Origin of the sequence: Bacillus cereus group sp. MG16, from assembly GCF_040459875.1 — a bacterium.
Classification (GTDB): domain Bacteria; phylum Bacillota; class Bacilli; order Bacillales; family Bacillaceae_G; genus Bacillus_A; species Bacillus_A paranthracis.
Map to the genome: position 1 here is coordinate 3,913,922 of NZ_JARVHE010000001.1, position 22,441 is coordinate 3,936,362.

Below are 22,441 nucleotides of genomic sequence, written 5' to 3' on the forward strand. Positions count from 1 at the left end.
ACTTAAATTAGAAACGAGGAACAAGTATGGACTCTTACAAACAATATATAAAAGAAGCTTTTCCTAATCTTTCTATACACTCATATAAACAAAATGAAGAAGGATGGGATAATGTAGCGGTTATTGTAAATGATGAACTACTGTTTCGTTTCCCGCGAAAACAGGAATATGCAATGCGAATTCCGTTAGAAAAAGAACTGTGCACAATTCTCACTCAATCACTACAAGAAATCGAAGTTCCACAATATCACCTAATTTATAAAAATGAATCTGATGAGGTTCCTCTTTGTAGTTACTATACTCTCATTCATGGTGAACCATTAAAAACAGAACTAGTTGCGAACTTAGATGAAAAAGAACGAAAAATAATTATTACACAATTAGCTACTTTCCTTGCGGCTCTACATAGCATTCCTCTAAAAAGTGTTACAGCGTTAGGGTTCCCTACCGAAAAAACACTTACCTACTGGAAAGAGCTACAAACTAAATTAAATGAGTATGTTACTAACAGTCTAACTTCGTTCCAGAAATCAACCTTAAACCGTTTATTCGAGAATTTTTTTGCCTGTATAGCTACATCGGTATTTCCAAATGCAATCATTCACGCTGACTTTACACATCATCATATTTTATTTGATAAACAAAATAAAACCATTTCAGGGATTATCGATTTTGGTGATGCTCAAATTGGAGATCCTGCCTTTGATTTTGTTGGGCTATATGATGATTTCGGACATGAATTTACTACATCAGTGCATGAACAATATAGTACACTTACTTCACACCATGATCCATTACTCATTCACCGTATCACAAATTTTTATCAATACAGTCCTTTACTACATAATATGATTTATAACTTTGAAACAAAGAATGAACTTGAGTTTTTAGCTGGTATAGAACAACTGAAAGCAATACTACAGGGATGAGATTACATTCTCTCCCTATATTCTCTCTCCTCATATAACATTAACTTTTTATCCATTTCAACAATGACTTTATACAGTTGAAATGCCTGTAAAATTTGCAGTTGAATTCCAAAAGGGGCATTCTGTTCTTTTAACCATTGAAATACTTGCGCTTCATCTTTCATTGATTATTCCTCCCTTTATTAAAATCTGCTACAAATATACGGTACATGATGAAAAGCTTTTCATGTCAATAACAAAAAAGAATGCAACATTGCATCCTTTAATGTACGATATTTTTCTTCTGTTTCGCTTCTTTCTTTACTTCTTCCCCTTGGCATTCACTACGAAATGCACAACTTATACACTCAGAACGAAAATGACGCTCTGTATAATGCTCAGGTTGCTGTAACATTTCTTTCATTCTAGATAAATGAGCCATTCCAGTTATAATATCTTCCTGTTTCGGAGTGTAGTCATACTTAATTCCTTCTATTAAATTAATAACTTCAATTTTCCCTGGAAGAATGCCGAAAGCTTTATAACTGAATACTGTCATTAGCTTTTGACAAAGAGCAAGCATTTCCTCATCCGCATCGACAACATACTTTTTAATTACAAACGACTCAGTACTCCACTCACCAACTTCTAATGTCAATGACATGTGGACACCTAATTCTTCCATATATGTTTGAAATTTTTCATATAAAAATAACGGTGGTGTCTGACTATCATCTCTTTCAACAAACTGTAATAAGTGATCCGTTAGCTTCGCTAACACAATGTAATACTCCATCTTCGAAGCAAACATATTAACCCTTACTTTTTTCCAATACTTTTCTATTAATAGTAAAAGTACAATTTTTGTTTGTTGGCCTGCCGGTAATGTGTAATATTCGTTAATAATTCGATTCACAATCATTTGTGCGATTTGTTGCCATTCAAACGAAGAAGGTTTTCTTCTTTTTATATGACGAAAATAAAATTTATGTGGACAACGCATAAAATCATACAAATGATAATCTGTCATCGTTTTAATTGCGATTTTCTCATGCACTTGCTCTTCATCTCCCTTCTGCCATTAAGAAAGGTGTTTTACAAATTCAGCTCCAAACTGTAAACATTTTTCTACATCTTCATCTTCTGGCGTTAATTCTACTTTTAATCCTTCTAACACAACTTCTGCCCCGCGTTCTTTTAGCTTTTCTATTAAAATGTCAACTGCCACGCCATATTTTGGATAAGCCGAATCACATGATCCGAATACTGCCGCTTTTTTCCCAGTTAAATCAATAGAATCCATTGCTTCATAAAAATCTAAGAAATCATCAGGAAGGTCACCATCTCCCCAAGTATATGCACCTAAAATAATTCCATCATACTGTTCTAATATAGAAGCTTCTGGTGAATCCATAATATCAATCACTTCAATTTCATTTTCAGTTTCACGAATCACGCCGGCAATATGATCAGCCATTTCCTCTGTATTTCCACTCATACTTGCAAAAATCATTACTAACTTACTCAACTGAACCTCTCCCCTTACTTTGTATCTCTTTTTCTGTTTGAATGCTCTTCTTCTCATCTACATATTCAGAACGAATTACATTTCGTTGCCATTCCATATGCTGATCAACTTCTTTATTTTTATCTTTTAATCCCCTCCGTAGAAGGTGAAATTTTTTTCTCATTAACATGTCGCATCCATCCTATTGATAATAATTATCAATTTCAACTATTTTTAGATTAATTGATATTGATTATCACTGTCAACAACTTTTTTTTAAAAATGATTAAAATGTACAAGCTTGTCCGTTAGCTATTCATATACTATAAATGAGCATAGTTCTTTCTCAGCCCTCTCTGACGGAAAGAAATAAAAGCAACTGCGATAAAGCGCAGTTGCCTTTTTTTATCCCACTTTAATGGGCAGTAAAACCCCCACTGATTAAAGTTGCACTTTATACTTTTCTATGATTTCAATAATCTCATTGTTGTTTCTAAAAATAATTCCACTCCATAAATGAGAGCTGATTCATCTACATCAAATTTTGGATGATGATGCGGATAGCAAGTATTTATCTTTTTATTACCAGTCCCTAATTTAATAAAACAACCAGGTGCTTTTCTTAAATATGCCGAAAAATCTTCTCCTCCCATAGAAGGTTCAAGCTTCACAACACGCTCATTTCCAAACAAATGTAGTGCACTTTCTTCTACTACTTTCGTAATATATTCATCATTAATAACCGGATCATATCCATATCGATACGAATATGTATACGACCCTCCATGTGCTTCGGTAATTCCTTTCACGATTTTCTCAATTTTCTCTTCTGCTTCTATCCTTAATGCTTGATTAAATGAACGAACAGTTCCCATTAAAGTTGCTGCACTAGGAATAATATTATCAGCCATTCCCCCATGAAACTGCGTAACCGAAATGACTCTTTGCATAAAAGCACTTGTATTTCTTGATACGATATGTTGTAAATTTGTAATAATCTGTGCACCGATAGCAATAGGATCTATCGTTTCTTCTGGCCTCGCCGCGTGCCCTCCTTTCCCTTGAATTTCAACTGTAAATACGTCTGGTGCAGCCATCATCGGCCCATACGCAATGCCTATCTTCCCGCTCTCAAGTCCTGACATAACATGTAAACCTATTACATAATCAACACCATCCATTACGCCTGCTTCAACCATTTCTTGTCCCCCGCCAGGATACACCTCTTCTGCATGCTGAAAGAATAGACGAATCTCACCTGCAAAATTTCCCTTTATATTTGCTAGCACTTCTGCTGTACCCAACAAAATAGCCGCGTGAGCATCATGCCCACATGCATGCATTACACCTTTATTCACAGACGTATAAGATTTACTTGTCTCCTCTTGAATTGGCAACGCATCTATATCAGCTCGAATCGCAATCACTTTCCCTTGTTCCGTTCCTCTTTTAATTGCTAGTACACTATACTTCGTCGGTCTCGTTACTTCAAAAGAAGAAAATGTGCATAATGTATCATATATAAATTGCGAAGTTTCTTTTTCATGAAACGATAATTCTGGATACTTATGGAAATACCTTCTCCATTTCACGATATTTTCTTCCGAAATTAGATTCTTCCACACTCTATCCATGATAATTTCCTCCTTTTTAAAAGGGCTAGAAATGTAAAAGTTTACTTTGTCTCGAATGACTCATAAGCACAAATACTATATTTTACGTATTCTTCTAGTCCACTTTTATGTATTCACACAATCCACTTCCTATTTACATATCAAATCCATTACAAATTGATGCTGAATGTAATATAATTGCTAAGTTAGGGATTTTCTTTTTTAGTATTTAGTGCTAATATCAGAAAAGAGCCTTTTGACTTATTTTTACCTAAAATGTGGAATTTTGTTTTTTTCACAATAATGTAGGACATGATACCTACAAAGAGCTATTATTTCATTAAGAGAGGGAAAGACATGGAAAGATTAAAAGAGATATGGTCTCGACCACTCACACAATGGGTTGCAAAGACGGTTTATTACCTTGCAATTTTATTTGCATTACTTTGGTTGTATGGATTCCATGATACAAACACAAGTACATTTATTTACAATGAATTCTAGGGTGGGAACGTTATGAAGTTATTAGAACAAATTGAAAAGTGGGCTATTGAAACGCCTGATCAAACTGCTTTTGTTTGGCGAGATGCGAAAATTACGTACAAACAATTAAAGGAAGATTCTGATGCGTTAGCACATTGGATTTCTTCTGAGTATCCAGATGATCGTTCACCAATTATGGTGTATGGCCATATGCAACCTGAAATGATTATTAACTTTTTAGGATGTGTAAAAGCTGGACATGCTTATATTCCTGTAGATTTATCTATCCCAGCTGATCGTGTACAACGTATCGCTGAAAATTCTGGTGCGAAACTACTTTTATCAGGAACTGAAGTAACTGTAACTGATTTACCAGTTCGCATTGTAAGTGAGGACAACTTAAAAGATATTTTCTTTACTCATAAAGGGAAAACTCCAAATCCTGAACATGCGGTAAAAGGTGATGAAAACTTCTACATTATTTACACATCAGGAAGCACAGGTAATCCGAAAGGGGTTCAGATTACTTATAACTGCCTTGTAAGTTTTACAAAATGGGCTGTAGAAGATTTCAACTTACAAACGGGGCAAGTATTCTTAAACCAAGCACCTTTCTCATTTGATTTATCTGTCATGGATATTTACCCATCATTAGTAACAGGTGGTACACTTTGGGCAATTGATAAAGATATGATTGCACGTCCAAAAGACTTGTTTGCTTCTTTAGAGCAATCGGATATACAAGTATGGACTTCCACACCATCTTTCGCAGAGATGTGTTTAATGGAAGCATCTTTCTCTGAGAGTATGCTACCAAACATGAAAACATTCTTATTCTGCGGTGAAGTGTTACCAAATGAAGTAGCTAGAAAATTAATTGAGCGTTTCCCAAAAGCAACAATTATGAATACGTACGGTCCAACTGAAGCTACTGTCGCTGTAACAGGTATTCACGTTACAGAAGAAGTGCTTGATCAATACAAATCACTTCCAGTTGGCTACTGTAAATCAGACTGCCGCCTTCTTATTATGAAAGAAGATGGTACGATTGCGCCTGATGGTGAAAAAGGTGAAATCGTAATTGTTGGTCCAAGCGTAAGCGTTGGATATTTAGGAAGCCCTGAATTAACAGAAAAAGCATTTACTATGATTGACGGTGAGCGCGCCTATAAAACAGGCGATGCTGGCTATGTTGAAAATGGTCTTCTATTCTATAATGGTCGTCTTGATTTCCAAATTAAGCTGCATGGTTATCGAATGGAATTAGAAGAAATTGAGCATCACCTTCGTGCGTGTTCTTACGTAGAAGGAGCAGTTATCGTTCCAATTAAAAAAGGTGAGAAATACGATTATTTATTAGCGGTTGTTGTTCCTGGAGAACATTCATTTGAAAAAGAATTCAAATTAACATCTGCAATCAAAAAAGAACTCAATGAGCGATTACCAAACTACATGATTCCACGTAAATTCATGTATCAATCTTCTATTCCAATGACACCAAATGGAAAGGTAGATCGCAAAAAATTATTGAGTGAGGTTACAGCATGACCGCATATGGATCATTTTATTTTTTCGCTATAGTGGGCATTTTATTAATACCTACTATCATAGCTGGACTAAAAGGTAAAATGTTGCGTAAATATAATGCCGTTTTAACATTAGTCATGCTTGCTATTATCTTCTCAGATAAACCGAAGCAAGCGATTATGTTAGCTGCATTTATTATTTGGCAATATGCCCTTATTAAAGGCTATTTACTTTTAAGAAAACAAAACAATAGTACATTCATGTTTTGTATAGCTGTTATTTTATCGATTTTGCCACTTATTTTGGCAAAAATCGCACCATTTGCACCTGACCTAAAGTTTATTGTATTTTTAGGTATGTCTTATGTAACATTTAGGGCAGTACAAATGGTATTTGAAGTTCGTGATGGTTTAATTAAAGAACTATCCTTCTTTAATTTTTGGGAATTCGTTTTATTCTTCCCAGCAATTTCAACAGGACCTATCGATCGTTACCGTAGATTCCAAAAAGATATTCAAAAGCCACCTAGTGCAGAAGAATATCAAAATTTACTATATACTGGATTAAACCGTATTTTCCAAGGTTTCTTGTATAAATTTATTATCGCTTACTTAATAAAGCAATATTTTATGGATCCGGCATTTGCACAGCAAGATACAATCCTATCCAATATGATTTACATGTATAGCTATAGCTTATATTTATTCTTCGACTTTGCTGGTTATAGCTCATTTGTAATTGGTGTGAGTTATATGATGGGTATTAAAACGCCAGAAAACTTTAATAAACCGTTCATTAGTCGTAACATTAAAGACTTCTGGAACCGCTGGCACATGAGTTTATCATTCTGGTTCCGTGATTTTATTTACATGCGTTTCGTCTTTTTTGCAACGAAGAAAAAGTTAATTAAGAACCGTTACACTATTTCGTATATCGGGGCGTTTTTAAACTTCTTCATTATGGGAATTTGGCATATTACTGGTGAGCATGTGTATCAATACATTATTTATGGTCTTTATCATGCCGCACTGTTTATTTTATTCGATATTTTCGAACGAAAAAACAAGAAGCATAAATTTTGGCCAAACAATAAATTTACACACGTCCTTGCGATTGTAATTACGTTCCACGTTGTATGTTTCGGTTTCCTCATTTTCTCTGGACACCTTAACAGATACTTTTAATGCACCCTTCTTATACCATTAAGAAGTTGCACATATAATATATTTCGGATATAAAGGAGATTTTAAAAATGGCAGAATTCAAAGAGCAAGTATTAGATATTTTAGAAGAAGTATGTGAAAACGATATTGTAAAAGAAAACTTAGATGTTCAATTATTTGAAGAAGGTATTCTTGATTCTTTCGCTGTAGTATCTTTATTAGTTGAATTCCAAGAGCGTTTAGATATTGAAGTTTCTATTTCTGATTTTGATCGTGACGAGTGGGCTACTCCAAACATGGTTATTAAGAAGTTGGAAGAAATCCGATGAACAAAGCAAAATTTGGTCCGATGCTTTTAGCATTGGCCCTTTTTGCTGTATTCCTACTTATTCCGACGCGCTTTCTACTCCCGCTTTTAAGTGACGAAAAAGTAGAACAAGCTGCAACTTCTTTAAAAGAAGAAAAGATTCAAAGTATGATTTTACAGCAAAAGATGTTAGCAGACTCGAAATACCTTCCGATGTATGGTTCATCGGAATTCGCACGTATGGATGCTTACCATCCATCAAATTATTTCAAAGTAAAGCCTGAAGGATTCACACCATTCCTACTTGGACGTGGCGGAACACAAGACCTTGTACATGTATTAAACTTTGCATCTACGATGGATCAATTGAAGGATAAGAAAATGGTATTCGTTCTTTCTCCGCAATGGTTTGTGCCACAAGGTATTGATGAAACACACTTTGCACCTAACTTTTCAAAGCAACAAGGTTACCACTTCATTTTCAACGATGATGTAAAACCTGAAATGAAAAAGCAAATTGCAAAGCGTTTATTGAACTTTGAGATCGTTAAGAAAGAAACTTTATTAAAAATTTCGCTTGAAGGTATCGTTTACGATGATACAAAGCATAAAGTAAAAGCACTTGCTGCTAAACCTTTCGCTTATATTTATCGTAACATTTTAGATCGTAAAGATTTATTTACAGCTATGTTTAATATTAAACCGCATAAAGAAAAACTTGACCCTTCATTAAAACAAATGAGCTGGGAAGAGGCTCGTAAACATGCAGATCAAACAGGTGCAGCAGAATCTGGATCTAACAATTACGGTATTGAAGATGGTTACTTCAACAGCAAAATCAAGAAGAAATTAAAGCAACGTGAAGGCTACTTAAAAAATGATGCTTATGATCAATCGCCAGAATATGAAGATTTACAAATTGCACTTGATTTATTAAAACAATCTGGTGCAAAACCACTCTTCATTTCTGTTCCTGTAAAAGGTCCTTGGTACGATTACGCTGGCTTCCCGAAAGAACGCCGAGAATTGTACTATAAGAAAGTTCATGAGCAAATTGAGAAAGCTGGCTATCCAATTGCTGACTTCTCAAATCATGAGTATGATAAATACTTCTTAAAAGATCACATGCACTTAGGTTGGAAAGGCTGGGTTTATATTGATGAAGCCATCCAACAATTTTATAAAGCAAACTAAAGAAAAGACCGCTTGAATTATTCAAGTGGTCTTTTTCTATATACATTTTGCAATTGTTCAATTACGTTATCTGCTTCTTTCATCACTCTCTCCACTACATGCTGAGCTGATTCTATTCGTGCTAATGATGACGCTTGTCCTGCCCAAAGTGACATATATTCTCCATTATTTTGCTTTGCTGCTTGTTGGCGTATTTTAGAGGTTAATACATTTTGCACCGGATACATCGGAAGGTCTTCTTCTTTCCCTTCATGCTTCTCTATAAATTCATTACGAATACCTCGTGCATATTTCCCGGAAAACGCACGAGTCACAGTTGTACTCGTATCTGTACTACGTAAAACCGCTTTTTTATACACGTCATGCGTAATACTCTCTTCACTCGTTAAAAAGGCTGATCCCATTTGAACAGCTTCTGCTCCCAGTGTAAATGCCGCAACAAGCCCTTGCCCGTTCATTACACCACCAGCTGCAACAATCGGGATATGCGGAACTGCTGCTACTAGCTGCGGAATTAATGCAAATGTACCAATCATAGCGTCCTGTTCTTTCCCGATAAACGTTCCTCTATGCCCTCCTGCTTCGCTACCTTGACCGACAATAATGTCTACTCCTAATTCAGCAAGTACTTTCGCCTCTGCCACATGAGTAGCTGTGCCGATGACTTTTATTCCACTTCTTTTCAAATCATTTATCTCTTCTTTTTCTAACGTTTGAAACGCAAAGCTAACGACTGGTACTTTTTCTTCTACTAACACTTGTAATTGTTCTTTATAACTTTTTGGAAGCTTTACCTGCTCTTCTTCCTCTATACCGAATTCTCTATTCACTCCGCTAAGTAATCCCTTTGCCAAGTTTATCTTCTCTTCTTCTATTTGTATCTCTTTCGTTAATAGTAAATTAACACCGAAAGGCTTATCTGTTCGTTCCCGTATTTTATAAATCGCTTCACGAATTTGTTCTGGGCTCATATAGCCTGCTCCAAGCGTTCCTAATCCTCCGCTATTACTTACAGCAGCAACAAGTTCTGGCGTCGTAATCGCACCCGCCATACCGGCTTGAATGATGGGATACTTAATTTGTAATAAATCTATGACTCGACTTGTAAACATTATTTCCCCTCCTATTCTCTTTATATCTTCTTTATTTGACAAACTTTCCCCTTCTTTTACAAGGATTGAACTTCCTATGAAGCGAATATATTGAAAGGGAAGGAGGCTGAAAAAAATGATATATCCAAATGCGTTACAACAAGGTGATACAGTAATGATTATTGCACCGTCCGGCCCACCAACAATTGAAAATGTATTAAAAGGTGTAAAGGTATTACAAGAAATGGGTTTATCTGTAGTAATCGGGAAGAGCGTTTATGAGAAATATGGATATTTAGCTGGAAGGGATCAAGTCCGGCTTGATGATATACATGAAGCATTTTCAAATCATGAGGTAAAGGCCGTTTTCTGTGCACGAGGTGGTTACGGTAGCGCTCGTCTCCTCCCTCACATTCAATATGAAATCATTCGGCAAAATCCAAAAATCTTTTGGGGATATAGCGATATTACAGCTTTACATACTGCCTTTTCACGTTATGCAAAGCTTATTACTTTTCATGGCCCAATGGTTGAAGAATTAGGGAAAGGTATAGATTCTCTTTCTTTATCTTCTTTCAACCAACTATTTCATCCGTATTCAACCATTTTATCTGCGTCAGAATGTATCGTACCTAGCTCTTCCCGTACAATTACAGGTCAATTAGTTGGAGGGAATTTAGCGGTGTTAACGAGTATCATTGGCTCCTCCTACGAGATAAATACAGCCAATAAACTTTTATTGCTTGAAGACATTGGGGAAGAACCATATCGCATTGACCGTATGTTAAACCAGCTACTTTTATCTGGAAAGTTTCATGAATGTAGTGGCGTTATTTTTACAAGTTGTCATGACTGCACTCCTTCTAAACCATCTCAATCATTGCAAACAATACTATATGAATATTTCACTTCATATGCTATACCTGTCCTATTCGGTTTACCGATTGGACATATAAGCCCAAACATCGGAATCCCTCTTGGAGCTACAGCGACAATAAATACAAATAATAAAACACTCTCTATTTCTTCTGGCATAGCCACTCCGTGTTCAAATTAAAAAGGAAAAGCAATTCAGCTTTTCCTTTTATTTATAATAATTAAAAATTCGTCCAGATGCGATATCTGCAATTTCTTCTGGAATAAATGTTTTACTTATATCAGTACCGACATTTAATACTGCTGTGGCATCTTTCTCAATGCTACTAAATAATTCTTTCCCACGTATCGTAATAAGGGGTGTTCCTTCTGGCAACACATCTTTCACAAATTCCATTTGTGTAAAGAACGGAACGATCCATCTACCCTCTCCTTGGAAATGACGCAAACGAAGTATCCCTTCTGTTGCACCTTCCTCTGCTTCTAATGAGCCAGCAACATAAAACTCAGTAGATAAGAGCAATTCATAAAATTCCTTTTGCTTTTGTTTGTCATCCCCTGCTACAACAAGTACTTCTTCTATTCTCTTTACCGGAATTTGCTCCATACGATGCCACCCCTATTTTTAAAATGATTGTACTTAGATTATACGAAATATTCTTATTTTTTTCTACATAATTCGCAATTATTTTCTTAAAATAATTTCAATACTTCTTTTGTCGTCATAATTGTAGCAAACTCTTCATGTAAATTTACAAGTGTCATATTATGAATATCTTCTGCACTATACTCTTTACCATCTAGACCATTACGGTTAAAAGTAGCCGTCGCATCACTCACTAAATATGTTTTAAATCCTAAATTCCCTGCCATTCGTGTCGTAGTCTCCACACAATGATTTGTCGTTAATCCTACAATCACTACTGCATTACATTTGTTCTCTCTTAATTGCTCTTCTAAATTTGTCCCAATGAATGCGCTATTAACAGATTTTTGAATAACCACTTCACCTGGTAGTGGTTGCAACTCTTCTTTAAAGTTGACTGTTTCCGCTCCCTCATAAAACATCGACTGATCATTTTCTTTATTTACATGTTGAATATGAAAAACTGGTCGTTTCCTTTTTCTCCATTCTGCTAACAAAATTCTCATATTTTCTTCAGCAAAAAGATTATTTCTCTCACCCCAGTATGGTAATTGAAACGCCTTTTGTACATCAATTATAATAAGTGCTATTTGATTATTCATCATTTTCTCCTTCTTTCGGCTGTAATTGAAATAGAAAACCAAGTTGTTGTGACGCAGTAATAAAACAAATATACGCGCAAAGCTCTACAATTTCTTTTTCCGTCCAATATTGTTTCAATATATGAAACATAGTATCATCTATCGCCTTTTTGTCATGAATAAATGTATGCGCAAAAGTAACTGCTACACCAATTTCTTCTACCTTTTGCATATCATCAGGCCTTCCCTTTGCCATACAGTACGGGCATTCATTCCCATACGCTAATGTTCTTCTCACTTGCTCCTTTAACTCTGCTGAAAGAGTTCCTTTATTGTATAATGTATTTTCTAATGTACTCCACGAATGTAATATTTCCGGATTATGACCTAATAACCTTTGAAACTTTGTATCTCCTACATTTGATAATGAAATTCTCTCCATTATTTTACCTCCTATTCCTTTCAGTTTTATTGTAAAATAAATAAAGTTCTCTTTACATTTCATATGAATCTTAATTTATATTTTTCCTTTACAAAAATTATCATTTTACTGGAGGTATATTTACAAATGCAACTAGATCGTGTTGATCGAAAAATTTTAAATGAATTATATAATGATAGTCGCCTTTCCATGCGCGAATTGGCAAAACGAGTAAACTTATCTGCTCCGTCTACTGCAGAACGTGTTCGTAAACTCGAAAGTGAAGGCGTGATTCAAAAGTACACAATCGATATCGATTATAAAAAAGCAGGACTTGTTTTAGATTGTATTTTAGAAATCACTTTAAAAAATGGTGATACAACACGTATGCAACAGTTTATTCAGTCCTATCCATCTGCAAGTTTTTGTTACCGAGTAACAGGGAGTTTATGCTACATTGTAAAAATCTCTGTTCCTTCACTTGTTGAACTTGAAGAATTTATTAATGATGTTTCTTCATACGCGACGACTGTTTCTCATATCGTATTATCAGAAATATCTCTTACTCCTGATATCGAACATATCTTTCCAGAAGATTAATTAATTTTTATTCATAAAATATATAAAAACCCCTTACAATAAGAATAAAAATAATATATTATGTATTAAAATACATAAAGTTCGAGAAAGGGGCTTTACATTGAAAATCTGGTTTTATGAAAAAACGGCGCAATTAGATGACTTGCTTGGCATTTGGGACAATGTTCCGACTATCCCTCGAATTGGTGAAAAAGTTGAGATTTTAAAAACAGTCCGCACTGTTACAGATATTAAATATGTAAAGAACGGCAATAACTTTCGTGTGGAAATTATCACAAAGTAAAAAGTAGCTCACAAGGAGCTACTTTTTACTTATCTATCATGCGCTTTCTTTATAACGATTTTATCGTCTTCTACAGATACTGTTACATAATCATTTTCTTCTAACCCGAGCTTATTTACAGCCTCATCTGGTAGCTCTACAGCCATCAATCTATCTGTTACAATCACTTGACTATACACTTCATTTCCTTCTGCTGCACTCACTACTTTTTCCTCATTTATGAAGCGCACTGGTGGCACACCCACTTCTTTTACTGTACGCCATTGTTTCCAAACGTAAGGAATTAACCAAAGTAATCCAACAACTGTAAGACCGATACCGATCCATACATTACTTTGCGCTTGTAATTCAGGAATTGAAATTGCGCTACTCTCTTCTCCACCGATAAATTGCATACTTGTTGCAATTAAATTATTTAGAGCGTGTACAGCGATATTCGTCCATATATTTTGTGTCTTTATGTATAAAAGACACATCACAACACCAAACATGAACGCACCAATAACATCAAAATGTCCTAAGCCAAAAATAATGGAAGATATAATGACAGCTTTTTTAATCCCCCATTTATAAGTCATTCGCTGTAAAAAGAAGCCTCTAAAAATAACCTCTTCCATAATTGGTGCTAATACACATGCTGAAACGAAAGTAAATATCGTCATATATATGTTACTCGTATTAATAACAGTTCCGTCTTCTAACATAGTAACTAAGAAATTCGGTAACGTATGTGCTAATATGTAAAATTGAATATGAGATATACCGACTGAAAAAATCATTCCCATTATCGTTGCTAATACAATTAATCCCCACGGTAAACGTCCTGGCTTATCAAAAAAACTATTAAATACAACATTATTTTTATTTGTTTTTACGTATAACCAAAATAATGGAAATACAAAAAACACAGTTATTTGTGAAATAACCTCCATCGTATTCTCAGAAACATTTGATAGACCTAATGGGATCATCGTAAGGAACACCCCTATGATCATCCATCCAAAAAAGCTACGTAGCCTTATACGTGAAAATGCATAATGCATATAGAACACCTCCAAAGATAGTAAAAGTAAATGGTCGGATAACTACATTATAATATGAATATAGTTGAAACTCTTCCTATTTTTCTCAATTACTTTCAAACAACATATCTCTTAAAATACTATATTACTGCTCTTCAAGTTGCACTACCTGAGCAAGTTATGTAATAAAAATCCCCGTTTTTACAAGCGGGGATTTCTTTTATTATAATACGTCACGTTTTTGGAATAATGCACTTGATGCTACAAGTAATACAACAAAGTATGCAGCTACAAGTAATAATGAAGTTGTAAACGTAAATTCTGTAAATGTAGGTTCTGCTCCACCACTAATTAATTTATTACTGTCGTAAGCTCTTAAATCCAAATGGAAGAATACTACAAACTTCGCTACACCTTTTGCAAACATCATTAGTGCCATATTAATTGCTCCTTGTAAAAAGAAGAAGAACATCGTGATAATTAATGGTAATACAGATTTTCTAAATACGTTTGCTAAGAAAAATGCAAGCGTCGCAAAGAAGAACGGTGAAAGTACTTGGTATAAAGTAGATTTCATTACAATCCCTACCGTTAATTCTGTTTTGCTACCATCCATTACAATTCCGCCAATAATCATTGCAATTAACGTGCTAGCAAATATGATAAATACTATAGTAAGTAACACTGTAATATATTTAGAGAATAAAACTGTCATTCGTTTTCTTGGACGGATTAATAACTGCTTTATTGTACCTTTTTGAAACTCATCAGTAATCATACGAGAAGCAATTGTAATTCCAAATATCGTTGTAAACAAAGTAATTAAACCAATATCTGAACTTGCAAAATCTAAATAGGATCCTTTAAATTCACTTCCATCTCCCCATTTCAACATCGCTAAAACTCCCAAAATCTCCAATACTGCAATAACACCTATTAAAATATACATTCCTTTTTTCGCATGCAGCTTTAAAAATTCATTTTGAATTAATTTAAACATTACGCTTTCACTCCCCCTGTAATCGCTAAGAACTCATCCTCTAACGTTTTATTTTGAACAGTAACTCCGTATACAAGCACATCGTCATTCACAAGTTTCTTTACAAGTTGCGGAATTTCTTCTTTCGTTACAGATACTAGAATGACATTTCCTTGCGCCTTACCTTGAACGATTTCATTTGCTTTCTGTACTTGATCTACTTCAAACGCTACAACTACTGTCTCATCATGTTTTGCTTGTTCATGTAAGTTGTACTCTTGTACAAACTCACCTTGCTTAATAATAACGACGCGATCACACATGAGTTCAATTTCACTTAATAAGTGACTTGATACGATTACAGCAATATTCTCTTCTTTCGCTAAAAGTTGTAAATAATCACGAATTTGACGAATACCAGCTGGATCTAATCCATTTGTCGGTTCATCTAAAATTAAAATTTTCGGCTGATGAAGTAATGCCTGTGCAATTCCTAAACGCTGTTTCATACCAAGTGAATATGTTTTCACCTTTTTATGAATCGCATGCTCTAATTCAACCAGTTTTACAATTTCAGCAATGCGCTCTTTACTAATTTGTGTAATTGCCATGTTCGCAAAATGCTTTAAGTTTTGCATTCCTGTCATATAATCATATAGTTCAGGATTTTCTACAATTGCTCCAATTTGCTCTAGCGCCTTTTCACGCTCCGTGCGAATACTATGACCACAAATTGTAATATCGCCCTCTGTCATTGAAATAAGACCTGTCATCATACGAATTGTCGTCGTTTTACCACTACCATTCGGTCCAAGGAACCCGTACACTTCCCCTTCACGAACTTCAAATGATAAACCGCGAATAATTTCCGTTCCACCAATCTTTTTTCGAACATTCTCTAACTTTACTACTACGTTTCCCAATGTCGATTCCTCCTTTAAACTTCTAGTTTTTTATCGATTATGCGACCTGTTATATAAACAAGTAAAACAAATATACTGATTGAAAAAGTAATACTATATAAATTCATAAGACTTTCCGGATAGAGTATGAGATTTATATCCACTGATTCATCTATATAAACTGATTTTTTAATAAAAGTAGGTGTAGGCGCAAGTCGGCCCAGCATTTCATATATCAGATTGATTACTTTCGTTACTAGTAAAAATAAGAAGAAAATAATTACATACTCCATTTTTTTCTTTTTCATAGAAAATACTTTCACACCAGCTACTGTAAAAAGTAAAACTAACAATATACTTGATAAATTAAATACATATAACACACTACTAAATAATTGTTTTACTATATCTATCTCAATTGTACTTTCCGTAAATAACATTCCATAGAGTTCTGTACCTTTTATTACTTTCATCGAAATACTATAGACAAATATAGCACCTATTACTTCAAAACACATGAAGCTAATTGCCGCATATGACAATATTGCTAAAACAATTTTTTTACCAGATATCGGTGTTAATCGAAATAATGTACTTTCGGTCATTTTCCCAAACGCAGATATCGCCTGCAGAAATACTAATACTGCAAAAATCATATAAACTAAGAATACTAAAGCAATAATAATCATTTGCCTTACTTCTCCTGATTCTTGTTTAATATAATTCCCCATACTTACAAAAGCGACAGCTACAATAAATATGAATGACAATAACGAAATAAAAATTTGTTTTTTATTCGCATTGTACATATATATTAAACTGGCCTTCATCTACTAAACACCTCCTTAAACAAATCCGTAACAGCTTTTCCTCGCTGGAAGCGTAACTCCTCTACATTTTCATGAAGTACACTTTCACCATCTTTTAAAAAGATTACTTCATCAAAAATATTTTCAACTTCATTTATTAAATGAGTCGAGATTAGGATTGTACAATCTTCTCTATAAAATTGTAGAATAAGTTCCAGTACGTGTTCCCTAGAAATGAGATCAATCCCGCCCAACGGTTCATCTAGTACGTATAACTTCGCTTTCCTCGAAAATGTTAAAATGATTTGTAGCTTTTCAACCATCCCTTTTGATAAAGCTGTAATTTTTTCTTCTAACGGTATTTTAAACTCCTCAACCGTATCTACCGCTTTTTGAATGTCAAAGTCTTTATAAAAATCACGGTAGAAAAATATAGAATCTTTTACTGTCATCCAATCATCAAATACTGGTTTATCAGACATAAAAGAAACAATTTCTTTCGTTTCTAATCCTACCTTTTTACTAGCGATTGTAATACTACCTTCAGAAGGATGCTGCAGACCAGCAATCATTTTCAATAACGTCGTTTTCCCGCTCCCGTTATCTCCAACAAGCCCAACAATTTTTCCCTCGGTAATCTCTATGTTTAATTCACGAATCACTGCTTTTAATCCGTATCTCTTCCATAAGTTTTCTATTTTTAATAGCTCTGTCATTCGCTCTCCTCCCTTTTCTCATGTAATGAAGAACGAAGAATTGTAAGAATTTCTTCTTCTGAAAAACCTAAATTGTCCATTCCATCTATAAAAGAGTGAAGTAATTCTTTCGCCATCTCTTTTCGCAGCTCCATAATTTTCTCCCCTTCATTCGTTACATATCGTCCCATTCCTCTACGCGTTACAACCACTCCATCTCGTTCTAGCTCTTGAAATGTACGCTGAATCGTATTTGGATTTACTTGTAATTCACTCGCTAATTCACGTACAGAAGGAATTTTATCACCAGGCAATAAATGTCCTGTTACGATTTCTTTTTTTATGTATTCCATTACCTGAATGTAAATTGGTGTATTTGGAGAAAACTCTATTTTCATTTCTTCCCTCCTTTTGTATCGGTGTACTAGTTAAATAATACACCGATACAAAAGGATTGTAAATACCCATTTACTTACAAAAAAAATCTATCCGTTAGCTGGATAGAATTTTTCAAACAGAAATCGTTATACGAAAATAATAGTGTTATGTAAACAAAACCATAAAGAAAAGCTGTCTTATCAATGAATACGACAGCTTTTCTTTATGATCATATATTAAAAATTAAACACGAAGTCATCATCAGATAACTTTTCAACGTTCGTTGCTTTTACGTAACCATTTCCTTTTACAGAGAAGAAATCATGGTTTTTCGTATCTGTACGTAAACCATTTAAAACGATTGGGTTAATTTCTTCTTCTTCAAACTTCGGCTCAAGTCCTAAGTTCATAAGTCCTTTATTCGCATTGTAACGAACGAAACGATTTACATCCTCTACAAGACCAATAGAAGTGTAAATTTCTTCTGTGTATGCCATTTCAATTTCATATAGTTCCATTAATAACTCTTGCGTTTCTTTTTGCACTTCTTGTTGATCTTCTGCAGAAAGTTCCGCGAAGATTTGTTGTGCTAAAATACCGACGAATACGCCGTGAATTGACTCATCACGAATTATTAAGTTAATAATCTCACCACTTGCCGTTAGTTTACCTTGACCAGCTAAGTAAAGCGGATAGAAGAATCCACTATAGAATAAGTAACTTTCTAAGAACACACTTGCTACCATTGCCATGTATAACTCTTTTTTCGTCACTTCAGGTTTTAATAAACGACGATAGTAACTCGTAATAATACCAGCCTTTTTCTCAAGTAACGGATGAGTATCTACCCAATCAAAAATCTCATCGATTTCTTCTTCAGTAGCTAATGTTGTAAAGATATGACTGTAACTCTTCGCATGTACTTCTTCCATTGCACCCATGAAAGCTAATACACTTTTCGCTTGTAAATTTTCAAGATGAACAAGTACAAGTGGCATCCCTTCGCCGCCTTGTTTCGTATCTAAAAGTGTTAAACCACCTAATACACGCTTATAAGCAATTTGCTCTTCTTTTGATAATTGCACCCAAGTATTTTTGTCAGAAGACACCGCGATTTCTTCTTCTGTCCAAAACTGAGCGATGTTTTGCTTCCAAAACATTAAACTAAAATCATCTTCTTTTTTGTTCCAGTTTACCGCACGCATTCAATCGCCCCTTCTCTAAATAAACATGAAAAATTCATAACTGAGCATGAGCAGGGTTCAGAAAACCCTGCTCATCATATCTCGCTTTTTATATTAAACAGTACAAGCCACACACTCTTCCACGCTTAATTTACGTGTTCTCGTATAATACAGACTCTTTAAGCCTTTTTTATGTGCATAGATGTAGTAACGTGCTAATTCACGTGTTGAAATATCACTATTAACGTAAAGAATTGTACTAATTCCTTGGTCAATATGTTCTTGAATTTCTGCGATTAAATCAATTAATTTAAACTGATTCATATCGTAAGAAGATTTATAGTACCAGAACGTATCTTTTGATAAATACGGCATTGGATAATATGTTGTCGCATTCGCATACGTTCTTGATTCGATTTGACTTACAATTGGCATTACGCTTGAAGTTGCATTTTGAACGTAACTGATTGATTGTGTCGGAGCGATAGCAAGACGATATGAGTTATATAAACCATTCTTCTGCACTTGCTCTTTTAAACTTGTCCAATCTTCTTTTGTTGGAATATGAATTCCTTCAAATAATTGCTGAACTTTTTCAGTTACTGGGCTGTAATCTGTCGTTTCATACTTTTCAAAGTATGTGCCATTCGCATAATCAGATTTATCGAAGTCTTTAAATGTTTCGCCTTTTTCTTTAGCGATTTCCATACTTTTCTCAATAGAGTAGTAATTTAACATCATAAAGAATGTACGAGCGAACTCTTTCGCTTCTGCACTTTCATAAGCGATTTTATTTTTTGCTAAATATCCGTGTAAGTTCATTGCGCCAAGCCCTACTGAATGAAGCTCATCATTTGCTTTTTTCACAGTTGGTGCATTCGGAATGATTGTCATATCAGAAACAGCTGTTAAAGCTTCCATTCCCGCATGAACTGCTTCACGAATTTCTTTATTTTCCATTACATTTACGATATTTAACGATCCTAAGTTACAGTTAATATCACGACGGATAATATCATCTGTACCGTAATCGTTAATTTCAGAAGTTTCTTGAAGCTGGAAGATTTCTGTCTCGAATGTTCAACCGAGTTCGCTATTCCTCAGTCCGTTGCTCATGCAACTGCTGTATGTCACCATACAGGACAGACTATATCATCACCTACAGCATTACCTGATTAGGTGCTCCGCTTTTCGAACGCCAATCGCTTGCGCTCTACTCCCATAAGGGATAGTCGTTAGGCTTTTACTTATCTTAATCTTTCAGAAAGTCTCTTATTACTTTATGTTGTCCCATAACTCTGCTATACAAAATAATAAGATACATTCTGAACTTTTATATTTTCATTCTAAGATAAGATTTAGCACGGTAGGTTACCTCAAATTTGAGGCTTTCCCCGTTTAACGGAGTTTTCGACTAGCATTTCTACTAGAAGGTGCTACATATTTAACACAAGTTCGACATCTTCACAGTTCCAATATCCTTCAGTGGATGTTGATTATTTGCATTTGATTTAAACATTAAGTACGGATAACCCGACTCAAGCTGAATCATAGCAATTTTAATAAGCATATCACGTGCACTAATATCTAGCGGCTTCTTCTTCACTTTCGGATTGCTCATTAATTCATCGTACATTTCATCGATATCAATGTCATCTAAATGCTTTCCGTATTCTTTATACACCGTATAAGGCGCGAAAACATGGAAAGGTTCGTTTTTCTCAGCAAGCTCAAAGAACTTACTTGGAACGATAATTCCGATTGATAGAGACTGAATACGGCTCTTCTCATCGGCATTTATTTTTTTTGTATCAAGGAATTCAATAATATCCCAATGGAAAATGTTTAAGTATACTGCGCCAGCACCTTTTCGTTGGCCAAGTTGATTCGCATATGAAAACGAATCTTCAAGTAATTTCATAACAGGTACTACACCACTTGCAGCGTTGTCGATACCTTTAATTTGCTCACCACGTGCACGTAGCTTAGATAAGTTTAAAGCTACTCCCCCGCCGATTTTTGATAATTGCATTGCAGTATTAATGTTAAAGCCGATTGAATTTAAGCTATCATCCATCTCTAACAAGAAACAAGACACCATTTCTCCTCTTCTGCTTCTTCCCGCATTTAAAAAGGTTGGTGTCGCCGGTTGGTAGTTTTGTTTGACAATCATGCTTGCGAATTGTTTTGCCTTCGCAACATCACCGCGTCCTAAGTATAATGACACAATTGCTACACGATCTTCATAGCTTTCTAAGTATTGTTTTTGATCATTTGTTTTTAACGCATAATCTTTGTAGAACTTAGATGCTGCCATATAAGATTGGAACTCGAAGTTTTCACCATAAGCGATGTTATATACCTCTTCTACTTCCTCCAAGTTATACTCGTCCAGAACGTTGTAATAGTAATCATGTTCTTTCATATACTCCATTCGCTCTGCCACGCTATTAAAATGAACGGTATTCTCTCTAGCTTCTTCCATAAAGACTTCCAATGCCTCTTTATCTTTATGAAGCTGATAAAAACCGTCCTGCATTTGCGTGATTTCATTATTCAGTTCAATGTGTCGCAATCTCCCGCACCCTTTCCTTAAAATATTCTACATCGTTATTTGTTCCTGATAACTCAAATTTTGATACAATAGGCACTTCATATTTAGCAGAAATTTTGTCAGCACTTGCACCGAACATGTCTCCCCAGTTACGATTGCCGCTTGCAGATACGCCTTTTAATTTTTCATTATTGCGCTCTAAAAATTCTAAAACACGTTCTGGTACATTGCCAAAACCTGTTGTATACGTAATTAAAATAAAGTCTTCATCTATTACTAGATCTTCACCAATTTGAACGGCCGGCATATTTAATTTGTGGATGAAACGCTTCACGTTTCCTGTCATAGAATCATATGCAACTAACATTTCCGACCCTCCCTTTTCAATCTATACTCTCTGTATGTTGTTTCTTGATTTCTCTATATATTGTATTACGTTTTAAAATAAGACACAAGATATATGTATAAATTCTTTCTTTTTTTAACTTTTACTTTTCGACAAGACCGTCGATTTTTTTCAATACAATGACTATGAAACAACATTCTAAAACTCATGTCAATAAAGTGCTTTTCAAAAAAGTTGTCAACGAATTTAACCTTATTTTTAAAAAAGTTAACAATATATTTTGTCATAAAACGGCAAATGCTGGAGGAATATATTTCTCCAGCATCACGCAAAAAAGAACAGACATGAAACGATAATCTGTTCTAAAAAACG

27 protein-coding genes and 1 pseudogene are annotated in these 22,441 nt (G+C 34.7%); 9 read left to right on the plus strand and 19 right to left on the minus strand.

The window, feature by feature from the left end:
• Positions 1-26 precede the first annotated feature (26 nt).
• Entirely contained in the window at positions 27-929 is a 903-nt protein-coding gene (locus QCI73_RS20285; RefSeq protein WP_353823624.1) for an aminoglycoside phosphotransferase family protein, read from the plus strand.
• Positions 930-931: 2 nt separating this feature from the next.
• Here the strand turns inward: QCI73_RS20285 and QCI73_RS20290 are convergent, their stop codons facing one another.
• The 5 genes from QCI73_RS20290 to amaA form a co-directional block, all read right to left on the minus strand.
• The gene (locus tag QCI73_RS20290) at positions 932-1,093 is read right to left on the minus strand and encodes a hypothetical protein (RefSeq protein ID WP_074610771.1); all 162 of its coding nucleotides are present in this window, start codon (positions 1,091-1,093) and stop codon (positions 932-934) included.
• A 98-nt stretch (positions 1,094-1,191) separates the two neighbouring features.
• Positions 1,192-1,965 carry a hypothetical protein gene (locus tag QCI73_RS20295; RefSeq protein ID WP_353823625.1) on the minus strand — a complete coding sequence of 258 codons (774 nt, stop codon included), beginning with the start codon at positions 1,963-1,965 and terminating at the stop codon, positions 1,192-1,194.
• 24 nt (positions 1,966-1,989) lie between these two features.
• On the minus strand, positions 1,990-2,436 hold the full coding sequence (locus tag QCI73_RS20300) for a flavodoxin (protein WP_262726205.1): 447 nt from the start codon (positions 2,434-2,436) through the stop codon (positions 1,990-1,992).
• The gene (locus QCI73_RS20305) at positions 2,429-2,605 is read right to left on the minus strand and encodes a hypothetical protein (RefSeq protein WP_000929012.1); all 177 of its coding nucleotides are present in this window, start codon (positions 2,603-2,605) and stop codon (positions 2,429-2,431) included. The genes QCI73_RS20300 and QCI73_RS20305 overlap by 8 nt, the downstream gene beginning before the upstream one ends.
• A 274-nt stretch (positions 2,606-2,879) precedes the next feature.
• A complete protein-coding gene (gene amaA, locus QCI73_RS20310; RefSeq protein ID WP_353823626.1) occupies positions 2,880-4,049 on the minus strand; it encodes an N-acyl-aliphatic-L-amino acid amidohydrolase in 1,170 nt (389 codons plus the stop codon).
• Positions 4,050-4,385: 336 nt separating this feature from the next.
• Here amaA and QCI73_RS20315 point away from each other — a divergent pair, with 336 nt between their 5' ends.
• From QCI73_RS20315 to dltD, 5 genes are all read left to right on the plus strand, one after another.
• The gene (locus tag QCI73_RS20315) at positions 4,386-4,532 is read left to right on the plus strand and encodes a teichoic acid D-Ala incorporation-associated protein DltX (protein WP_000440293.1); all 147 of its coding nucleotides are present in this window, start codon (positions 4,386-4,388) and stop codon (positions 4,530-4,532) included.
• Between the two features lie 12 nt (positions 4,533-4,544).
• Complete coding sequence (gene dltA / locus QCI73_RS20320; RefSeq protein ID WP_000770523.1) at positions 4,545-6,059, plus strand: D-alanine--poly(phosphoribitol) ligase subunit DltA; 1,515 nt, start codon at positions 4,545-4,547, stop codon at positions 6,057-6,059.
• On the plus strand, positions 6,056-7,222 hold the full coding sequence (gene dltB, locus QCI73_RS20325; protein WP_327923570.1) for a D-alanyl-lipoteichoic acid biosynthesis protein DltB: 1,167 nt from the start codon (positions 6,056-6,058) through the stop codon (positions 7,220-7,222). Before dltA ends, dltB begins: the two co-directional genes overlap by 4 nt.
• Positions 7,223-7,290: 68 nt before the next feature.
• Positions 7,291-7,530, plus strand: a complete 240-nt coding sequence (gene dltC / locus QCI73_RS20330) for a D-alanine--poly(phosphoribitol) ligase subunit DltC (RefSeq protein WP_000807310.1) — start codon at positions 7,291-7,293, stop codon at positions 7,528-7,530.
• Complete coding sequence (gene dltD / locus QCI73_RS20335) at positions 7,527-8,702, plus strand: D-alanyl-lipoteichoic acid biosynthesis protein DltD (RefSeq protein ID WP_001030285.1); 1,176 nt, start codon at positions 7,527-7,529, stop codon at positions 8,700-8,702. The genes dltC and dltD overlap by 4 nt, the downstream gene beginning before the upstream one ends.
• Positions 8,703-8,719: 17 nt before the next feature.
• On the opposite strand, the gene QCI73_RS20340 is transcribed toward dltD, so the two are convergent.
• Positions 8,720-9,814, minus strand: a complete 1,095-nt coding sequence (locus QCI73_RS20340) for an NAD(P)H-dependent flavin oxidoreductase (RefSeq protein ID WP_353823627.1) — start codon at positions 9,812-9,814, stop codon at positions 8,720-8,722.
• A gap of 115 nt (positions 9,815-9,929) precedes the next feature.
• Here QCI73_RS20340 and QCI73_RS20345 point away from each other — a divergent pair, with 115 nt between their 5' ends.
• Entirely contained in the window at positions 9,930-10,850 is a 921-nt protein-coding gene (locus QCI73_RS20345) for a S66 peptidase family protein (RefSeq protein WP_353823628.1), read from the plus strand.
• 27 nt (positions 10,851-10,877) lie between these two features.
• Here the strand turns inward: QCI73_RS20345 and QCI73_RS20350 are convergent, their stop codons facing one another.
• The 3 genes from QCI73_RS20350 to QCI73_RS20360 all read right to left on the minus strand — a co-directional run bounded on the left by QCI73_RS20350 (position 10,878) and on the right by QCI73_RS20360 (position 12,401).
• Positions 10,878-11,276, minus strand: coding sequence for an SseB family protein (locus QCI73_RS20350; RefSeq protein WP_000435209.1), 399 nt, complete (start codon positions 11,274-11,276; stop codon positions 10,878-10,880).
• Between the two features lie 86 nt (positions 11,277-11,362).
• Entirely contained in the window at positions 11,363-11,917 is a 555-nt protein-coding gene (locus QCI73_RS20355; RefSeq protein ID WP_001064616.1) for a cysteine hydrolase family protein, read from the minus strand.
• Positions 11,910-12,401: a carboxymuconolactone decarboxylase family protein gene (locus tag QCI73_RS20360; RefSeq protein WP_262726199.1), complete on the minus strand. Its 492-nt coding sequence runs from the start codon at positions 12,399-12,401 to the stop codon at positions 11,910-11,912. The genes QCI73_RS20355 and QCI73_RS20360 overlap by 8 nt, the downstream gene beginning before the upstream one ends.
• Before the next feature lie 63 nt (positions 12,402-12,464).
• Between QCI73_RS20360 and QCI73_RS20365 the strand changes: the two genes are divergently transcribed.
• Both QCI73_RS20365 and QCI73_RS20370 read left to right on the plus strand, forming a co-directional pair.
• Positions 12,465-12,917 carry an Lrp/AsnC family transcriptional regulator gene (locus QCI73_RS20365; protein WP_001175495.1) on the plus strand — a complete coding sequence of 151 codons (453 nt, stop codon included), beginning with the start codon at positions 12,465-12,467 and terminating at the stop codon, positions 12,915-12,917.
• Between the two features lie 100 nt (positions 12,918-13,017).
• Positions 13,018-13,200: a DUF3913 family protein gene (locus QCI73_RS20370; protein ID WP_087965279.1), complete on the plus strand. Its 183-nt coding sequence runs from the start codon at positions 13,018-13,020 to the stop codon at positions 13,198-13,200.
• Between the two features lie 29 nt (positions 13,201-13,229).
• Here the strand turns inward: QCI73_RS20370 and QCI73_RS20375 are convergent, their stop codons facing one another.
• From QCI73_RS20375 to nrdI, 10 genes and pseudogenes are all read right to left on the minus strand, one after another.
• On the minus strand, positions 13,230-14,243 hold the full coding sequence (locus tag QCI73_RS20375; RefSeq protein ID WP_353823629.1) for a CPBP family intramembrane glutamic endopeptidase: 1,014 nt from the start codon (positions 14,241-14,243) through the stop codon (positions 13,230-13,232).
• 202 nt (positions 14,244-14,445) lie between these two features.
• Positions 14,446-15,222, minus strand: a complete 777-nt coding sequence (locus QCI73_RS20380) for an ABC transporter permease (RefSeq protein WP_353823630.1) — start codon at positions 15,220-15,222, stop codon at positions 14,446-14,448.
• Positions 15,222-16,124, minus strand: coding sequence for an ABC transporter ATP-binding protein (locus QCI73_RS20385; protein ID WP_353823631.1), 903 nt, complete (start codon positions 16,122-16,124; stop codon positions 15,222-15,224). The genes QCI73_RS20380 and QCI73_RS20385 overlap by 1 nt, the downstream gene beginning before the upstream one ends.
• Positions 16,125-16,138: 14 nt before the next feature.
• Positions 16,139-16,933 carry an ABC transporter permease gene (locus tag QCI73_RS20390; RefSeq protein ID WP_353823632.1) on the minus strand — a complete coding sequence of 265 codons (795 nt, stop codon included), beginning with the start codon at positions 16,931-16,933 and terminating at the stop codon, positions 16,139-16,141.
• Entirely contained in the window at positions 16,930-17,628 is a 699-nt protein-coding gene (locus tag QCI73_RS20395; protein ID WP_353823633.1) for an ABC transporter ATP-binding protein, read from the minus strand. Before QCI73_RS20395 ends, QCI73_RS20390 begins: the two co-directional genes overlap by 4 nt.
• Complete coding sequence (locus tag QCI73_RS20400; RefSeq protein WP_000687513.1) at positions 17,625-18,005, minus strand: GntR family transcriptional regulator; 381 nt, start codon at positions 18,003-18,005, stop codon at positions 17,625-17,627. The genes QCI73_RS20395 and QCI73_RS20400 overlap by 4 nt, the downstream gene beginning before the upstream one ends.
• 216 nt (positions 18,006-18,221) lie before the next feature.
• Positions 18,222-19,190 carry a class 1b ribonucleoside-diphosphate reductase subunit beta gene (gene nrdF, locus QCI73_RS20405; protein WP_001203038.1) on the minus strand — a complete coding sequence of 323 codons (969 nt, stop codon included), beginning with the start codon at positions 19,188-19,190 and terminating at the stop codon, positions 18,222-18,224.
• A 93-nt stretch (positions 19,191-19,283) separates the two neighbouring features.
• Complete coding sequence (locus QCI73_RS20410; RefSeq protein ID WP_074543497.1) at positions 19,284-20,234, minus strand: ribonucleotide reductase large subunit; 951 nt, start codon at positions 20,232-20,234, stop codon at positions 19,284-19,286.
• A 382-nt stretch (positions 20,235-20,616) separates the two neighbouring features.
• Positions 20,617-21,744 (minus strand): annotated as a pseudogene (locus tag QCI73_RS20415) (ribonucleotide reductase N-terminal alpha domain-containing protein); the annotation flags it as partial.
• Positions 21,731-22,090, minus strand: coding sequence for a class Ib ribonucleoside-diphosphate reductase assembly flavoprotein NrdI (nrdI, locus tag QCI73_RS20420; protein ID WP_000959450.1), 360 nt, complete (start codon positions 22,088-22,090; stop codon positions 21,731-21,733). The gene nrdI and the pseudogene QCI73_RS20415, both read right to left, overlap by 14 nt.
• Positions 22,091-22,441: the final 351 nt, after the last annotated feature.

What these genes read in the sequence shown, in the direction of transcription:
- dltD (WP_001030285.1), top strand. Translation starts at nt 7,527, where the DNA reads ATGAACAAAGCAAAATTTGGTCCGATGCTTTTAGCATTGGCCCTTTTT.
- QCI73_RS20290 (WP_074610771.1), bottom strand. Translation starts at nt 1,093, where the DNA reads ATGAAAGATGAAGCGCAAGTATTTCAATGGTTAAAAGAACAGAATGCC.
- QCI73_RS20400 (WP_000687513.1), bottom strand. Translation starts at nt 18,005, where the DNA reads ATGAAAATAGAGTTTTCTCCAAATACACCAATTTACATTCAGGTAATG.
- QCI73_RS20285 (WP_353823624.1), top strand. Translation starts at nt 27, where the DNA reads ATGGACTCTTACAAACAATATATAAAAGAAGCTTTTCCTAATCTTTCT.
- nrdI (WP_000959450.1), bottom strand. Translation starts at nt 22,090, where the DNA reads ATGTTAGTTGCATATGATTCTATGACAGGAAACGTGAAGCGTTTCATC.
- dltC (WP_000807310.1), top strand. Translation starts at nt 7,291, where the DNA reads ATGGCAGAATTCAAAGAGCAAGTATTAGATATTTTAGAAGAAGTATGT.
- QCI73_RS20355 (WP_001064616.1), bottom strand. Translation starts at nt 11,917, where the DNA reads ATGAATAATCAAATAGCACTTATTATAATTGATGTACAAAAGGCGTTT.
- QCI73_RS20305 (WP_000929012.1), bottom strand. Translation starts at nt 2,605, where the DNA reads ATGTTAATGAGAAAAAAATTTCACCTTCTACGGAGGGGATTAAAAGAT.
- QCI73_RS20380 (WP_353823630.1), bottom strand. Translation starts at nt 15,222, where the DNA reads ATGTTTAAATTAATTCAAAATGAATTTTTAAAGCTGCATGCGAAAAAA.
- QCI73_RS20375 (WP_353823629.1), bottom strand. Translation starts at nt 14,243, where the DNA reads ATGCATTATGCATTTTCACGTATAAGGCTACGTAGCTTTTTTGGATGG.
- QCI73_RS20340 (WP_353823627.1), bottom strand. Translation starts at nt 9,814, where the DNA reads ATGTTTACAAGTCGAGTCATAGATTTATTACAAATTAAGTATCCCATC.
- QCI73_RS20345 (WP_353823628.1), top strand. Translation starts at nt 9,930, where the DNA reads ATGATATATCCAAATGCGTTACAACAAGGTGATACAGTAATGATTATT.
- dltA (WP_000770523.1), top strand. Translation starts at nt 4,545, where the DNA reads ATGAAGTTATTAGAACAAATTGAAAAGTGGGCTATTGAAACGCCTGAT.
- dltB (WP_327923570.1), top strand. Translation starts at nt 6,056, where the DNA reads ATGACCGCATATGGATCATTTTATTTTTTCGCTATAGTGGGCATTTTA.
- amaA (WP_353823626.1), bottom strand. Translation starts at nt 4,049, where the DNA reads ATGGATAGAGTGTGGAAGAATCTAATTTCGGAAGAAAATATCGTGAAA.
- nrdF (WP_001203038.1), bottom strand. Translation starts at nt 19,190, where the DNA reads ATGCGTGCGGTAAACTGGAACAAAAAAGAAGATGATTTTAGTTTAATG.
- QCI73_RS20395 (WP_353823633.1), bottom strand. Translation starts at nt 17,628, where the DNA reads ATGACAGAGCTATTAAAAATAGAAAACTTATGGAAGAGATACGGATTA.
- QCI73_RS20365 (WP_001175495.1), top strand. Translation starts at nt 12,465, where the DNA reads ATGCAACTAGATCGTGTTGATCGAAAAATTTTAAATGAATTATATAAT.
- QCI73_RS20360 (WP_262726199.1), bottom strand. Translation starts at nt 12,401, where the DNA reads ATGAAATGTAAAGAGAACTTTATTTATTTTACAATAAAACTGAAAGGA.
- QCI73_RS20390 (WP_353823632.1), bottom strand. Translation starts at nt 16,933, where the DNA reads ATGAAGGCCAGTTTAATATATATGTACAATGCGAATAAAAAACAAATT.
- QCI73_RS20315 (WP_000440293.1), top strand. Translation starts at nt 4,386, where the DNA reads ATGGAAAGATTAAAAGAGATATGGTCTCGACCACTCACACAATGGGTT.
- QCI73_RS20350 (WP_000435209.1), bottom strand. Translation starts at nt 11,276, where the DNA reads ATGGAGCAAATTCCGGTAAAGAGAATAGAAGAAGTACTTGTTGTAGCA.